Source organism: Streptomyces roseirectus (assembly GCF_014489635.1).
Lineage (GTDB): Bacteria > Actinomycetota > Actinomycetes > Streptomycetales > Streptomycetaceae > Streptomyces > Streptomyces roseirectus.
This window is the reverse complement of record NZ_CP060828.1, coordinates 7,962,792-7,977,012: the sequence shown is the minus strand read 5'-3', so window position 1 is coordinate 7,977,012 and position 14,221 is coordinate 7,962,792. Positions and strand designations below refer to the sequence as shown.

The 14,221-nt window shown below is 73.7% G+C and carries 13 protein-coding genes; 7 read left to right on the top strand and 6 right to left on the bottom strand.

Annotated elements, in window-relative coordinates; translation table 11 throughout:
• Positions 1–58 precede the first annotated feature (58 nt).
• The 4 genes from IAG44_RS34505 to IAG44_RS34490 form a co-directional block, all read right to left on the bottom strand.
• Positions 59–325, bottom strand: coding sequence for a hypothetical protein (locus IAG44_RS34505; RefSeq protein ID WP_187750996.1), 267 nt, complete (start codon positions 323–325; stop codon positions 59–61).
• A gap of 2 nt (positions 326–327) precedes the next feature.
• Positions 328–1,908 (bottom strand): FAD-dependent monooxygenase, encoded by a 1,581-nt coding sequence (locus IAG44_RS34500; protein WP_187750995.1) that lies wholly within the window; start codon positions 1,906–1,908, stop codon positions 328–330.
• Between the two features lie 17 nt (positions 1,909–1,925).
• Positions 1,926–2,741: an arylamine N-acetyltransferase family protein gene (locus IAG44_RS34495; protein ID WP_187750994.1), complete on the bottom strand. Its 816-nt coding sequence runs from the start codon at positions 2,739–2,741 to the stop codon at positions 1,926–1,928.
• A 143-nt stretch (positions 2,742–2,884) separates the two neighbouring features.
• Complete coding sequence (locus IAG44_RS34490; protein ID WP_187750993.1) at positions 2,885–3,544, bottom strand: TetR/AcrR family transcriptional regulator; 660 nt, start codon at positions 3,542–3,544, stop codon at positions 2,885–2,887.
• A 191-nt stretch (positions 3,545–3,735) separates the two neighbouring features.
• Here IAG44_RS34490 and IAG44_RS34485 point away from each other — a divergent pair, with 191 nt between their 5' ends.
• The 7 genes from IAG44_RS34485 to IAG44_RS34455 all read left to right on the top strand — a co-directional run bounded on the left by IAG44_RS34485 (position 3,736) and on the right by IAG44_RS34455 (position 12,979).
• Positions 3,736–4,971 (top strand): MFS transporter, encoded by a 1,236-nt coding sequence (locus IAG44_RS34485; protein WP_187750992.1) that lies wholly within the window; start codon positions 3,736–3,738, stop codon positions 4,969–4,971.
• 288 nt (positions 4,972–5,259) lie between these two features.
• Positions 5,260–6,294 (top strand): IS701 family transposase, encoded by a 1,035-nt coding sequence (locus tag IAG44_RS34480; RefSeq protein WP_187750991.1) that lies wholly within the window; start codon positions 5,260–5,262, stop codon positions 6,292–6,294.
• A 56-nt stretch (positions 6,295–6,350) separates the two neighbouring features.
• A complete protein-coding gene (locus IAG44_RS34475; protein WP_187750990.1) occupies positions 6,351–7,232 on the top strand; it encodes an arylamine N-acetyltransferase family protein in 882 nt (293 codons plus the stop codon).
• Positions 7,232–8,806: a class I adenylate-forming enzyme family protein gene (locus tag IAG44_RS34470; protein ID WP_187750989.1), complete on the top strand. Its 1,575-nt coding sequence runs from the start codon at positions 7,232–7,234 to the stop codon at positions 8,804–8,806. Before IAG44_RS34475 ends, IAG44_RS34470 begins: the two co-directional genes overlap by 1 nt.
• 151 nt (positions 8,807–8,957) lie before the next feature.
• Positions 8,958–11,168 (top strand): MMPL family transporter, encoded by a 2,211-nt coding sequence (locus IAG44_RS34465; protein WP_187750988.1) that lies wholly within the window; start codon positions 8,958–8,960, stop codon positions 11,166–11,168.
• 166 nt (positions 11,169–11,334) lie between these two features.
• Positions 11,335–11,784 carry a carboxymuconolactone decarboxylase family protein gene (locus tag IAG44_RS34460; RefSeq protein ID WP_246562253.1) on the top strand — a complete coding sequence of 150 codons (450 nt, stop codon included), beginning with the start codon at positions 11,335–11,337 and terminating at the stop codon, positions 11,782–11,784.
• 34 nt (positions 11,785–11,818) lie between these two features.
• Positions 11,819–12,979, top strand: a complete 1,161-nt coding sequence (locus IAG44_RS34455; RefSeq protein ID WP_246562251.1) for an NUDIX domain-containing protein — start codon at positions 11,819–11,821, stop codon at positions 12,977–12,979.
• Between the two features lie 8 nt (positions 12,980–12,987).
• On the opposite strand, the gene IAG44_RS34450 is transcribed toward IAG44_RS34455, so the two are convergent.
• Positions 12,988–13,182: a hypothetical protein gene (locus tag IAG44_RS34450; protein ID WP_187750985.1), complete on the bottom strand. Its 195-nt coding sequence runs from the start codon at positions 13,180–13,182 to the stop codon at positions 12,988–12,990.
• 101 nt (positions 13,183–13,283) lie between these two features.
• Entirely contained in the window at positions 13,284–14,147 is an 864-nt protein-coding gene (locus IAG44_RS34445; protein WP_187750984.1) for a phosphatidylinositol-specific phospholipase C/glycerophosphodiester phosphodiesterase family protein, read from the bottom strand.
• Between the last annotated feature and the right edge of the window lie 74 nt (positions 14,148–14,221).

Below are 14,221 nucleotides of genomic sequence, written 5' to 3'. Positions count from 1 at the left end.
ACTCCTCTGAAAAGTAAGGGGCCCCGGCACGTCCGCCAGGGCCCGCCTTGCGACGTCCTCACCCCCGCGCCGGCCCCTCCCGCGCCCGCCCGAAGGGTTCGTACCGCCGAAGCACGTCGTCCTCGTCTCGGGCGAGGACGCGCGGCATGCCGTACCGGGCGGTGAGCCGGTCGGCGACGACGGACGCGGCGCTCACGCTGGACCGGCCGGTCGTGCGGGCGTGCGGGTGGACGCCGATCCGGCCGTCCGGCACGGGCGCCGCCTGGCTCAGCGCGGCGGGGCCGGGGGCGGCGACCGGCCGGCGGGCGACCGCCCGGAGGGGCATCGTCAGCCCCGCTTCCCGGGCCCGAGGCCGGCGGCGAGTTCCTGTTCCAGGCGGCTGAGGTCGTGCTCGTGGCCGTGCGCGGCGATGTGGCCGTCGGGCCGGACGAGGTGGTAGCCGAGCCGGCGGCAGCCGGTCGCGGCGGCGAGGCTGCGGGCGGGCACGGTGACGGTCTTCAGGTGGGGCCAGCGGGCGGCGATGTGGCCGACCTGGGCGCGCCAGGGTCCGGCGTCGAGGGTGGTGCCGGTGAGGACGAGGGTCCAGTGCGGCCCGGTGACGCCGTGCGCGAGGGCCTGTTCGCGCGGGAAGAGCCCGCCGACGCCGATGCCGCCGGGGAGTTTCGCGCGCGCCTGGCAGGGCGAGACACCGGACGGCAGCTGGGTGTCGCGCGGGACGGGGTAGGTCTGGCGGCGTCCGGCGAGGACGGGCGCGTACAGGCGGGAGACGGCTCCGGTGCGCTCGGCGAGTTTGAACCCGGCGTCCCGCACGCGCACGCGTGTCTTGCCCTTGGCCATCCACGCCTTGGTGTGCAGGTCGGTGTCGCGGACGCTGCGCCGGGTGGCCTCGGAGCGTTCGGGGCCGTAGGTGTCGAGGAGGGAGACAGGGGAGGTGCCCCGGAGGACGGCGGCGAGTTTCCAGCCGAGGTTGTGCGCGTCCTGGAGGCCGTTGTTCATGCCCTGTCCGCCGGCCGGGCTGTGGACGTGCGCGGCGTCGCCGATCAGGAAGACGCGGCCGAGCTGGAAGTCGGCGGCGAGGCGGGCGTGGACGCGGAAGACGGTCGTCCACACGGGCTCGGTGATGCGGATGCCGCGCGGGCCGCGTTCGTCGACGATCTCCTGCATCATCGCGACGCCGGCGCTCTTCGCGACGCCCTGCGGCAGGACGGACAGGAAGCGGAAGACGCCGCCCGGGTGCGGGACGACGGCGAGGGTGCCGGTGGGGCCCTGGTAGTACAGGATCTCCTCGGGGTCGAGGCGGCCGTCGATCCGCGCGTCGACGAGAGCGAACTCCAGCCCGTAGGTGGACCCGTGGAAGCCGATGCCGAGCTGGCCGCGCACCGCGCTGCCCGCGCCGTCGGCGCCGACGACGTACGAGGCGACGGCGCGCTCGACGATGCCGTCGGCGCCTTCGAGGACGGCGGTGACGCCGTCGGTGTTCTCGATGCGGCCGCTGAAGTCGACGTTCTCCAGGCAGAGCAGGCGCACTCCGCGCTCGACCTTGCCGCCGAGGGCTTCGAGGCGTTCGGTGAGGATGCGCTCGGTCTCGTACTGGGGCAGGACGCGGGCCGCGTGCTCCTCGGGGATGTGGAACGAGGCCAAGTGGTTTCGTTCGGAGAAATAGCTGAGGGTGCGGATCGTGCCGGACACCTCGTAGACCGCGTCGCGCAGGCCCTGGTCGGCGAGGATGTCCAGGGCGCGGGGGTAGATGGACAGCGCGCGGGGGACGCGGGTCGGCTCGGGGGCCGCGTCGACGATCCTGACCCGGACGCCCCGGCTGAGGAGTTCGCAGCCGAGGAGCAGCCCGGAGGGGCCGGCCCCGACGACCAGGACGTCGAAGATCTTCTCTGTGCGTTCGGTGCTCTTCATCGCCTTCCGCTTTCTGGTCAGGAGGGGTCGGCCGGCAGCGGCGGGAGCGTCGGCAGGCGGTCCAGTTCGATGCCGAACCAGCGCCGGCAGGCGGCGGGGAAGGCGTCGTCGTCGAGGACGTCGCGGATCCGTTCGCCGTGTTCCTCGCGGGTGAGGGTGCGGTCCAGGAGGGAGACCCGGCCGGTGCCGGTCACGATGGACGCCCACACCGTGGTGCCGGTGACGGGGGATTCGGGGGCGGTGGCGAACCACCACAGGGTCGCGGCGAAGTCCTCGGGGTCGCGGGGCCGGGTCTCCAGGCGGACGCGGGGGACGCCGTCGTGGACGATGACGACGTCGCCGTGGTCGGCGTCGAGGATGCGGTACTCGCCGTTCTCGTCCTTCTGCGGGCCGCGCTCGCGCAGGCGCAGGGGGCCTTGGTTCGCCCAGCGGAAGCCGACGTCGACGAGCCAGGGTTCGCCGTCGATCGTCACCTTCAGCATGAGGTGGCCGCCGAGGACGCCGAGCGGGGCTCGCCTGCCGTCGTGCAGGGTGCGGCCGGACAGCAGGTCGACCTGGTAGCCGAGGTCGCGCAGCAGGAGCGCGAAGGCGGTGTTCAGCTCGTAGCAGCCGCCGCCCCGGTGCCGGTGGGCGATCTTCTCGACGGCGCCCTCGCCGAGGCGGACGGGGATGCCGAGGTTGAAGTCGATCGTCTCGAACGGCACGGTCCGCAGGTGGCGGTCCTGGAGCCGGGCCAGCGTCTCCAGGTCGGCCCGCTCTGGCCGTGGGACGCCGAGCCGCCGCAGGTAGGCGTCCAGGGCGTGCCGCGCCCGGCCCGTGGCCTCACCGTCCATCTCCGCCCCCCTAGGTCTCCTGCCCGGCCAGCATCGGTGGCCGTCCGCAGGGGCACAAAGGGCACCGGGGCGAGTCCGTCAGGTCCCGGAGCGGGGCGTGGAGTGGGGAGCTGACCAGCGCGTCCGCCGGATCGGGGGCGCGGTCAGTGTTCCGTCGCCCGTCCGGTGCCGTAGAGGCGCAGGAACGTGTCGACGCCCTCGATGACGATGGTGGTGACCTCGGGTCCGGGCAGGGGCAGGGCGCCGTAGAAGGTGCGCTGGTTGACGTCGATGATGGTCAGCAGGTTGAAGTGGTTGGCGGCGCGTTCGGCGTCGTCGAGGTCGAGGAGGCCGCGTTCGCCGATGCGGCGCAGGTAGGGGGCGAGCCGCTTGTGCGCGGAGAGCGGGCCGACGTCGCGCCAGGACTCCAGTACGTCGACGGGGATGCGGGACGCCTCGGCCTCGATGGTGCGGACGAGGGCGAAGTGGTCGGGGAACTCGGTGACCGCCTGGACGCGCTCCAGGGCGAAGGCGATCAGGTCCTCGCGGACGTCGACGATCTTGCGGAGGTGGCGTTCCAGGATCTCCGCGATGGCGGCGGTGACCTGTTCGGCGCCCTCCAGGGCGACCATCTGGAAGAGCTGTTCCTTGTCGGCGAAGTGGTTGTAGATGGTCCTGTTGGAGACGCCGGCCTCCAGGGCGATGGTGTCGACCCCGGCCCGGGTGTAGCCCTCTCGTCCGAACACGGCGCGGGCCGCCCGCATGATCGCCCGTCGTTTCTCCGGCATGCCGCGACGGGTGTCCGCCGTCGTTCCCACCGTCATCGCAGTCCCTCCGCTCGGCCGTGGATCCGCAGCGTACCCGTCCGCTGGTGGGCGGGGGTCTACACCGTTGGACCTACATCGATCGTCGCATTGTTTACAGCACCTGGTGCAACACATACTCTACGCGCAGTAGTTCACCCTCTGTTATCACGACTTCGCTGCTGCGTCACGTCCCAGAAGGGCTCCCTGTCATGACCCGTTCCGCACCGGACCAGCAGCCGCGCGACGCCGTGGCCGAACCAGCGCCGCCGCCCGAACGGCACCGGATCGCCGCGCTCGCGCTGGGCGTCATGGCCACGCCGACCGCGCTGAGCGCCAACGCGGCGACGACGACGCTGCCCGACATAGCCGACGGCATCGGGATATCCGTGCCGGCGGCGACCTGGATCGCGACCGTGTTCGGGCTCGCGATGGCGCTCGGCACGCCGATGGTCGCCGCGCTGCTGCGCCACCGGGGGGTGCGGCCGGCCGTCCTGCTCTGCTCGTTACTGGTGATCGCGGGCACGGTGGTCGTCCTCACCGCGGACTCGATGCCGGGGCTGATCGCCGGGCGGGCCGCCCAGGCGTTCGGCGGGGGCGGGTTCATCACCACCGCGATCAACCTGGCCGGGACGCCCGCGCGGATGGGCGTCATCACGGCGGGAAGCGGGATGCTCGGGGCGATCGGGCCGCTCTCCGGTTCGCTGCTCAGCGACCACGTGTCGTGGCACGCGGCGCTCTCCCTCTCCGCCGTGGCCCTCCTCGCCGCGCCGTACGTGTACCTGCGCGCGCCTAAGTTCCGGCCCGCCGAGGGGCACACGGCGTTCGACGCGACGGGGGCGGTGCTCACCGCGGCGCTGATCAGCTCGCTGGTGCTGCTGGGGCGGTTCCCGTTGCCGGCGGTGCTCGCCGCGGCCGTCCTCGTCGGCGCGCTCACCGCCTGGATCCGGCGCCGGCCCGAGGGGTTCGTGCCGGCCGCGCTGCTGCGCTCGCCGGTCTACCTCACGGCGTGCGCGGTGGTGTGCTCGCTGTCGACGGCGTACTTCGCGCTCCTGTACGCCGTGCCGCGGCTGCTGGAGGACGACGCCGGGTGGGACACCTCGGCCGTCGGCGTCGGCATCCTCGTCGCCCTCCTCATCGGTTCCTCCCTCTCCTGGGTCATGGCCGCCTCCGCGAACCGGATCCGCCGCTCGACGGTCCTCACGGTGCTGCTGACGCTCGGCGCGCTGGCCCCGCTCACCGTCGCGCTCGGTGTCCCCGCGCCGCTCATGCTCGCGGCCGGCGGTGTCGCCGTCTTCGTCACCGCCTCCGGTCAGGCCACCCTCTCCGTCATCGCCGTCACCGGCGCCCCCGACCGGCTGCGCACCACCGCCCTCGGCCTGTTCACCCTCTGCTACCAGCTCGGCGCGGCCTTCGGCCCGGCCATCGTGGCGCTGTCGCTGGCGTGACCCGGAGGGCCGGGGAACCGGCCAATCCCGGGACGGCCGCCGGGAGGTGACCGGAGCCGCGCGAGCCCTGTGCCGGGCGGCCCGGCGAGGCGGCCGGTCCCGGCAGGGGGCTTCCCGGGGCGGGCGGCCCCCTCCTTCGGGCACCGCCGTGAACCGGCCACCTCGCGAATCCCCCGGGAACCGGGCGGGCCCGCCGACCGCTCCTCCGGAGCGTTCCTTCTCCGGACCGCTCCCCCTCCCCCGGCGTCGACGAGGCGTCGTCCACCCCCAACCGTCCCAGGAGGCTCGATGAACACGCTCGTTCAGGAAGACGCGGCGCGGGAGATGTGCGCGGCCGTGTTCGGGGCGCTGCCGAGGCGTGATCAGCGGCGGCGGGCGGAGGAGTACGTGCGGGGGCTGCTGTCGACGCCGGGGCGGAAGTCGTTCCGGAGCATCGCGCAGCACACGGGCGGCGACTCGGCGGCCGAGCAGCGGCTGCACCACCTGGTGACGGGGTCCACCTGGGACTGGCGTCCGGTGCGCGCGGCGCTCGTGGAGTGGCTGGCGGCGACGCACCCGCTCGCGGCGTGGGTGGTGCAGCCGATGCCGCTGCCGAGGAGCGGCGAACGCCCGTGCGGCACCCCCCGGTGCCGGCAGTCGTTCGGCGTGTGGTTCGTCTCCCCGGACGTCGTCACCCCCGTGGCGTGGCGCCTGTACCTCCCGGACGACGACATCGTCCCGGACGAGCCCTACGAGGACGGCGTCACCGCCGCCGTCCTGGAAGCCCTCGGCTCGGCGGACACCCCCCGGCGCCCGGTCGTCCTGGACGTCCACGGCGTCGACGCCCCCGACGCCCTCACCCGGCTGCCCCTCGCCCCGTTCCCGGCGATCGCGCGCACCCAGCCGTCCGCCCCCCTGCGCATGGCGGACCCCGCCCTGCCGGGGTACGGGGCGGGCCCGCGTCCGGCGCGCGACACCCTCGCGGCGGTGACGTCGCTGCGCAGGCCCGTCGAGTGGCACGACGGTTCCCCCGCCCCGGCGGTGTCGCTCGCGGCGGCCGTCCCGGTGACGACGGCGGCCCGCAGGCCCGCGCTGCTGCTGGGCGAGTGGACCGACCCGCGCAGGCCGCCGGCCCACCTGTGGGTCACCAACATGCGCCTGCCCGCGCCGGTCCTGCTGCGCCTGACCAAGCACGCCGACCGGGTCGGCCGCACGGCGGTGACCAGGGCCCGGCAGACGGGTCTGAAGGACTTCGCGGGCCGTTCCCTGACCGGCTGGCACCGCCATCTGACGCTCGCGTCGGTGGCCTGCGCGGTCGCCGCGCTGCCGCCCTGCGGGACCTGACGAACTGCTTTCGGCCGCGTTGCCCGGCCCCGGGCGCCGCTTACAGGATCCGGCGCATGGCCACGGATCACACCGTACTCACCCCGGCAGCACCGGCGGACCCGCAGTGGGGCGGGGACCTCCTGGACCTCGACGCCTACCTGGCCCGCGTCGGCCACGCGGGCCCCCTGACCGCCACGCGCACGACCCTGGACGCCCTGCACCGGGCCCACCGGGCCGCGATCGCCTTCGAGAACGTCGATGTCGCCCTCGAGCGCGGCGTCTCCCTCGAACTCACCGACATCCAGCGCAAGTTGGTGACCGGCGGCCGGGGCGGCTACTGCTTCGAGCACAACCTGCTGTTCGCCGCCGCCCTGGAACGCCTGGGCCTGCCGGTGACCCGGCACCTCGCCCGCGTCCGGCAGGGCAGGAAGACCGTCCGCTACCGCGCCCACACCACGCTCCTCGTCGAGGCGGGCGGCGAGACGCTGCTCGCGGACGTCGGTTTCGGCGCCGAGAGCCCGCTCGCCCCGCTGCCCCTGGCGGACGGCGCCACGCACACCGAGGGCGGCTTCGCCTGGCGGGTGGTGCGCGAGGACGACCAGTGGGTCCTCCAGTCGCTGCACGACGACGGCTGGTTCGACCTGTACGCGTTCCGCCTGGAGCGCCACCACGCCGTCGACTTCGACGTCTCCAACCACTACACCGCCCACCACCCCCGCTCCACGTTCACCGGCAAGCTCGTCGCGATGCGCGGCGACGCAGTCAGTCAGCAGACCCTGCTGAACACGGAGTTGACGACCCGTCACACCGACGGGGCCGGCGAGCGGCGGGAGTTGGGCGCCGCCGGCGCCGTCCGGGCCCTGCGCGAGATCTTCGGCGTCCGGCTGACCGACACCGACGCACGGCTGCTGACGCAGCGGCTGTCCACCACCTTCGCGAGTCCCCAGGAGGGATGATGGCGCTCCACCTGCCCGCCAGCAAGAAGCCGCTGAGGCTCGGGCTCGTGCCCGAGGAGGCGGCGGCCCGGCACCCGGGGGTGCCGGTCACCCTGGACCACGACATCGACACCGTCCCCGAGGCCGGCCGCGAGCTGACGTTCGCCTCGCTCGCCGACCTCGTCGACGACCTGGCCGCCCGGCTGTGGGCGGCCGGCGTCCGGGCCGGTGAACACATCGCCCTCTACAAGACGCACAACTTCGACATCTACCTCCTGGCGTGCGCGGCCTCGCGGCTCGGCGCGGTGCCGGTGCTGCTGTCGCCGGCGCTCGACGGGACGACGGTCCGCGCGCTCCTCGACCGCCTGGAGCGGCCCAACCTCCTCACCGACGAGGCCAAGCTGAGCGGCCCGCTGGCCGGTCTGCCGCTGGCCGAGTCGGCGGCCCGGGTGATCGTGCCGCGCGGCGAGCGCCCCGGCACCGTGTCCCTGGAGGAGCTGGCGGGCTCCCCGCGCCGCACGCCGGTCAGGCTCGACGGGGACCAGCCGGCGCTGATGACGCACACGTCCGGGACGACCGGGGTGCCCAAGCTGGTCGTGCACACCGCGCTGTCGCTGCGCGGGCGTTACCGGCCGCAGGAGCGGTTGGTGCGGCTGATCCGGGAGCGGGAGACGTACGCCGTCCACGTCTCGTTCGTCCACTCGCGGATGTACATGGCGCTCGCGGTGATGCTGGAGCACGGCATGCCGGTCGTCGTCATCGACGACCCCGAGCCGGAGCGGGTCGCGCCGCTGCTGGCGCGCACGAGGCCGGGGATCGTGGAGACGCACCCCAACACCTTCGTGGAGTGGGAGGAGTTGGTGGAGCATCCGCTGCGTCCGCTGTCGAACGTCAAGTACTACAGCGGCACGTTCGACGCGATCCACCCGCCCACGATCCACAAGCTGCTCTCGGCGTCTTTGCGCCGCAACCCGATCTTCTTCCAGTTCTACGGGCAGAGCGAGTGCGGTCCGCTCGTCGCCCGCTGGTACACCCGCAAGAACGCCCTGAAGGCGAACGGCCGTTGCCTCGGCTACCCGCTGCCGGGCATGACGCACCTGCGGGTGGTGCCGCGCGACGGGCAGCGGCCCTCGAAGAAGACGCCCGGCTTCATCGAGGTGATGAGCGACGGCCGCGCGATCACCTACTACGCCGAGGACGAGCGCTACCAGGAGGAGTGCGACGGCCGCTGGTGGCGCACGGGTGACGTCGGCTACCGCGACCGGTGGGGGCGGGTCCACGTCCTGGACCGGGCCGTGGACGTCATCGAGAACGTCGACTCCACGCTGGAGGTCGAGGACGCGGTCCTCGGCCGGCTCGACGAGCTGGTCGAGCTGGTGCTGGTCGCGGGGCCCTCGGGCGAGGCGGTGCCGGTGGTGTGCACGAAGAACAACGTGCCGCTGGACCCGGCGCGCTGGCGGGGCGCGGTGAAGGACTTCCCCCAGCTCGCCGACCCCATCCAGCTCCCGCTCGCCGAGCTGCCCCGGACGGCGACGATGAAGGTCCAGCGCCTGGAGCTGGCCCGCCGGCTGCGGGAACGCCTCGAACCGGCGTGATCCGGCCCCCGGACTCCCTGGGTTCCGGCCCCCATGCGGGGCCCAGGGTCCGGGCCGCACATGTGATCCACGTCTCTTTCCGCTCCCGCCTGTCACAAACCCCGGGCTCGGCCCCTCTCGTGTGCGACACGACACCGGCGAGGGGACAGGCATGTCGGCACGACTGGCGGAGTTGATCTGGCGGCGGGGCAGAGCGGTGCTCGTGACGGCGGCGGTGCTCGCGCTGCTCGGCGGCGCCGCGAGCGCGACCCTGTTCGACAAGCTGACGGCGGGCGGCCTGACCGACCCGACCACCGAGTCGGGCCGGGCGGCGGCGGTCCTGGCGCGCTCGGGCCAGGGCGCCCCGAACCTGACGCTGCTGGTCACGGCCCCCGCCGGGGTGGACGACGCCACGGCCACCGAGGCGGGCACCCGGCTCACCCGCAAGCTCGCCGAGGAACCCGGCGTCCGGGACGTCTCCTCGTACTGGACGGCCGGCCGCGCGCCCCAGCTCCGCTCCGAGGACGGCGGGCGGGCGCTGGTCGTCGCGACGGTCGCCGGGGACGAGACGGCGGCCGGCAAGCGGCTCGACACGCTGCTGCCGCGCTACGAGGGCGAGCAGGACGGGCTCGACGTCGCCGTCGGCGGGTACGCGGTGTTCCAGCAGGAGGCCGGGAAACAGACCCAGCAGGACGGCGCGAAGGGCGAGTTGATCGCGTTCCCGGTGACCCTCGTCATCCTGTTCGTCGTCTTCGGCAGCGTCGTCTCCGCGCTGCTCCCCCTGATCGTCGCGTTCGTCGCGCTGCTCGTCGGCATGGGCCTGATGTGGATCCTGGCGAGCGTCACCGACCTGTCGGTCTTCGCGCTGAGCGTCGTCACCCTCCTCGGTCTCGGACTCGCCGTCGACTACTGCCTGTTGATGGTCACCCGCTACCGCGACGAACTGCGCACGGCACCCCGCCGGGAGGCGCTGCGGACGACGATGGTGACGGCCGGGCGCACGGTCGCGTTCTCCGCCGTCACCGTCGCCGTCGTCCTCGCGGGGCTGCTGTTCTTCCCGCTGCCCGCGGTGCGGTCGATGGCGTACGCCGGGATGCTGACGGCGCTGCTGTCGGCGGGGGCGGCGCTGACGGTGCTGCCCGCGCTGTTCGTCGTGCTCGGGGCGAGGGTGGAGAGCCGGCGTGGGGGCTCTGCGCGAGAGCGGACGGGATTCTGGCACCGGCTCGCCCTGTTCGTGATGCGCCGTCCGGTGCCGGTCGTCACGGTCGCGCTGGCGTTCCTGATCCTGCTGGGGGCGCCGGCGCTCGGGATGCGGCTGGGGATGGCCGACGAGCGGAGCATGCCGGAGAGTTCGAAGGCGCGGCAGGTCGCCACGGCCATCCGGGAGGGGTTCGACTCGGGGGAGCTGAACGCGCTGCAAGTGGTGGCACCCGAGGCTGAGTTGGCCGAGGGAGGGCCGGCCGAGGAGGTCGCCGGTTACGCCGCCCGCCTCTCGCGGCTCCCGCACGCCGCCCGCGTCGACAGCGTGGCCGGGAGCTACGCGAAGGGGGCGCTGGTGTCGCCGGCGAGCCCGGCGCACGAGCGGTTCGTGATCGGGGGCGGGACGTATCTCTCCGTGGTGCCCGCCTCCGCCGCCGACGCGAAGGCCCTGGTGGGTGAGGTCCGGTCGCTGGACGCGCCGTTCGAGACGCTGGTCGGCGGGATCGCGGCCGTCGACCGGGACACCACGCGCTCGCTCGCCGACCGGCTGCCGTACGCGCTCGGCGCGGTCGCGCTCGCCATGGTGGTCCTGCTGTTCCTGCTGACGGGCAGTGTGCTGCTGCCCGTACTCGCCCTGATGCTGAGCGGGTTGAGTCTCACGGCGACGTTCGGGGCGCTGGTGTGGATCTTCCAGGAGGGTCATCTCGCGTCCCTGCTGGGCGGTTTCACGGTCACCGGCACGATCGCGTCCATCGTCCCCGTGATGCTGTTCGCGCTCTCCTTCGGGCTGGCGATGGACTACCAGGTGTTCATGCTGGCCCGGATCCGGGAGGAGTACGAGCGCACCGGGTCGCCGACGGCCGCCGTCGCCATGGGACTTGAGCGGGTGGGCCGGATGGTGACCGCCGCCGCCGTCCTCATCTCGGTGGTGTTCCTGGCGTTCCTGGTCTCCGGGATCACCTTCGTGAAGGCGTACGGGGTGGGGCTGCCGCTGGCGGTGCTGATGGACGCGACGCTGATCCGGGGCGCGCTGCTGCCGGCGGCGATGCGGCTCGGCGGGCGGGCGACGTGGTGGGCGCCGGCGCCGCTGCGGCGGCTGCACCGGCGGTACGCGATCCGCGAGGGCGAGGCGCCGGGTACGCGCGAAGCCCGCCCCGCTGAACAGGACGGGCTTCGACTCTGAGCGCTGGGCCGGCCTTGCACCTGCATCTCCCCGCAGGAAGCGGGACGTCTTTCCTTGGACCACCAACGCACTGTCCGGCGCCCCGAGTTGGGGCGGCCTCGCAAGATCAATCATAGGGCATGGGAAGGGGTGGGTGCGCCCGGCCGCCCCGTGGTTGGATTTGCCCGTGACGCGACGGATCTTCATCGACAAGCAGAGCCCGAAGGCGTACCACGCGTTGGTGCAGACCTCGGAGGCGGTGCGGGCGACGGCCGCCGAGGCGGGGCTCGGGCGCACGCTGATCGAGCTGGTGAACCTGCGGGTCTCCCAGCTCAACGGCTGCGCCTTCTGTCTCGACGTGCACACCAAGGCGGCGCTGCGCGAGGGCGACACCGCGCGCCGGCTCGGTGTGCTCGCGGCCTGGCGGGACACCGAGTTGTTCACCCCGCAGGAGCGCGCGGCACTGGCGCTGGCCGAGGTGACGACGCTCACGACGGACGCGGACGCCCAGGAGGCCGCGTACGCGCGGGCGCGTGAGGTGTTCACGGACGATCAGGTGTCGGCGGTCGTGTGGGCGGCCGTCACCATCAACGCGTTCAACCGGGTGTCGATCATGAGCAAGCACCCGGTGCGCTGAACTCCCGCCGTCCCGGCCCGCCTTGGAGGTGCCCGTGCCGCAGTCCCCCGAGTCCGTGAACGCCGCCGTCTGGCAGACCTACGCGGAACACCACCTGCGCCGGGGCACGCCCGTCGAGGACGCGGACCGCGTCGACTGGGGGTTCCCCGGCGTGGGCCCCGGCACCGAGTTCCTGGGCGAGCTGACGGGGCGCCGGGTCCTGGACCTGGGCTGCGGTCTCGCCCGGCACGCCGCGCACCTCGTCACGGCGCACGGCGCCCGGGTGGACGCCGTCGACGCCTCGCCCGGCCAGATCGAGCGGGCCCGCGCGCGGTACGGCGACCTGCCGGGGCTGCGCCTGATCACGGCGGACGCGGTGGACCACCTGCGCGCGACGGCGGAGCCGTACGACGTCGTGTACGCGGTGGGCTCGCTGCCGTACATCGACCCGTACCGCCTCCTCCCGGCCCTCGCGACCGCCCTCGCGCCGGGCGCCGTCCTGTGCTTCTCGGTGCTGCACACCGACTCGGACGGCGCCGGCCCCTCCGGCACGGTCACCGCCCGCCCCGAACCCCTGCGGCTCGCGGGCGGCGGTGAGGAGAGCGTGCGGATGTGGGTGCTCGAACCGGAGCTGTGGGAAGGGCTGTTGACGGAGCACGGGCTGAGCGTCGACCGCGTCGAGACGGTCGCCTCGCCCGACCCCGCGAACCCCGCCTCCTACCGCGTCTTCCGCGCCCGCCGCCCGCCGCGCACGACGTCCCGCCCCCGTACGAACCTCCCGCCCGTCCCGCACGCCGCCCTCGGGGTCGGCGCCATCCTCCACGGGCCCCGCGGGCTCCTCCTGGGCCGGCACCGGCGCGGTACCTGGGAGCTGCCCGGCGGCACGTCCGAGCCCGGCGAGCGGCTGGAGGAGACGGTCGTGCGGGAGTTGCGCGAGGAGACCGGCATCGAGGCGGACGCGCGGGACGTGCGGCTGCTCGGGACGCTCCTCGACCATGTCGACGGTGTCGTCCGCGTCACCGTCGGCGCCGTGGTGGAGAAGTGGCGCGGGGAGCCTTCGGACCAGCCGGGTGAGCGGGTCGGCGACTGGCGCTGGTATCCGCTGGACCGGCTGCCGCCGTCCCTGTTCGTGTGCAGCGCGCAGTCCCTCACCGCCTGGCGCCCCGGGCTGCCGATCGACCACGCGCCGGCGCACTTCACGCCGTTCCGGGGCTGACCAGCCCGTCAGGGGCGGATGCCGGCCACCAGGTCCGCCGTCGCGGTGAGGCCGCTGTGGATGGTGGGCGCCATGCTCGTGCCGGCGAGGAAGAAGCCGAGCAGGAGGCAGGTGACGGCGTGGGACGGCTTCAGTCCGCCGGTGCGGACGAAGACCACCACCAGGATCAGCAGCAGTACGACCAGGGAAATGGACAGGGCCAACGCCAACCTCCTCCGCTACGTCCGCTTTTGCGGCGTTCGGCCGCAAGTGTGGCGTAGCGGAGGGGCGGATCGGGCGAGTGACCTGTCCCTCGAACGGGTGGTTACGCGGCCGTGCGGGTGTCGAGGAACGCTTCGAGTCCGGCGAGGTCGTCGGTGTTGAGGAAGTCGACGCCGGCGGCGAGGAGTTCGCCCCACAGGGCGTCGCGGGCGGGCCCGGCGAGGTCGGGGGTGGCCCAGAAACGGACCTGCTGGCCGCGCGCGTGCGCCTGGTCGACGATCCCGCGCAGTGTCGCGCGTTCGGCGTCGGGGAAGGCGCCGACGCCGCTCCAGGTGAAGGTGCGCGTCCAGTTGTCGCTGATCAGCGGGATCAGCGAGGCCGGCGCGGCGGTGCCGAGGTCGGCGAGGCGGCCGTCGTAGAAGGCGCTGCGGACGGTCTGCGCCTCCAGGGGGCCGCGTGCCGCGCGGTCGCCGGAGATGACGGCGGTGACGGCGCCCTCGCGGATCCGGCCGTGCGCGTAGGTGGTGAACAGGCCGGGGTAGCGGCGCAGGTGGCGGTCCAGCTCCAGGTAGGTCGAGGAGCCTTCGGTCTTGATGTCGATCAGGAGTTGGAGGGGCCGGCGCTGCCCCCGGTACACCGAGCCGTGGTTGGCCTTCACCCGGGCGGCGAGGGGGTCGAGGTAGAGGGCTTCGAGCGTGCGGGCGGGGTCGAGTTCGCTCGCGTCGTGGGCGATCAGAAGCTGGTCGCCGACAAGGAAGATGTCCGCCTCGACGCTGCCGAAGCGGTGGTCGAGGGCGTCGAAGAGGGGGCGGGGGTGCTCGTAGTCGTTGTGCGCGTGCGCCCGCCACAACGGGCGGCGTACGGGGTGGCGTTCGGCCGCGAGGGCGCTGACGCTCGGCAGGGCGAGACTGCCCGCGAGGGCGACGCCGAGGGTGCCGAGGGCTCTGCGGCGGGTGGTGAGGGCCATGCGCTGCTCCCTGTCTCTTCCGTGGGGGTCCCCCGCGAGTATGCGGGCGTGGACACCTCAAGAGGAGGAAGCGG

Bases quoted from the DNA above. Each gene is read 5' to 3' on its own strand.
- IAG44_RS34505 (WP_187750996.1), bottom strand. From the start codon at position 325: ATGCCCCTCCGGGCGGTCGCCCGCCGGCCGGTCGCCGCCCCCGGCCCC.
- IAG44_RS34500 (WP_187750995.1), bottom strand. From the start codon at position 1,908: ATGAAGAGCACCGAACGCACAGAGAAGATCTTCGACGTCCTGGTCGTC.
- IAG44_RS34445 (WP_187750984.1), bottom strand. From the start codon at position 14,147: ATGGCCCTCACCACCCGCCGCAGAGCCCTCGGCACCCTCGGCGTCGCC.
- IAG44_RS34465 (WP_187750988.1), top strand. From the start codon at position 8,958: ATGTCGGCACGACTGGCGGAGTTGATCTGGCGGCGGGGCAGAGCGGTG.
- IAG44_RS34495 (WP_187750994.1), bottom strand. From the start codon at position 2,741: ATGGACGGTGAGGCCACGGGCCGGGCGCGGCACGCCCTGGACGCCTAC.
- IAG44_RS34480 (WP_187750991.1), top strand. From the start codon at position 5,260: ATGAACACGCTCGTTCAGGAAGACGCGGCGCGGGAGATGTGCGCGGCC.
- IAG44_RS34485 (WP_187750992.1), top strand. From the start codon at position 3,736: ATGACCCGTTCCGCACCGGACCAGCAGCCGCGCGACGCCGTGGCCGAA.
- IAG44_RS34475 (WP_187750990.1), top strand. From the start codon at position 6,351: ATGGCCACGGATCACACCGTACTCACCCCGGCAGCACCGGCGGACCCG.
- IAG44_RS34470 (WP_187750989.1), top strand. From the start codon at position 7,232: ATGGCGCTCCACCTGCCCGCCAGCAAGAAGCCGCTGAGGCTCGGGCTC.
- IAG44_RS34490 (WP_187750993.1), bottom strand. From the start codon at position 3,544: ATGACGGTGGGAACGACGGCGGACACCCGTCGCGGCATGCCGGAGAAA.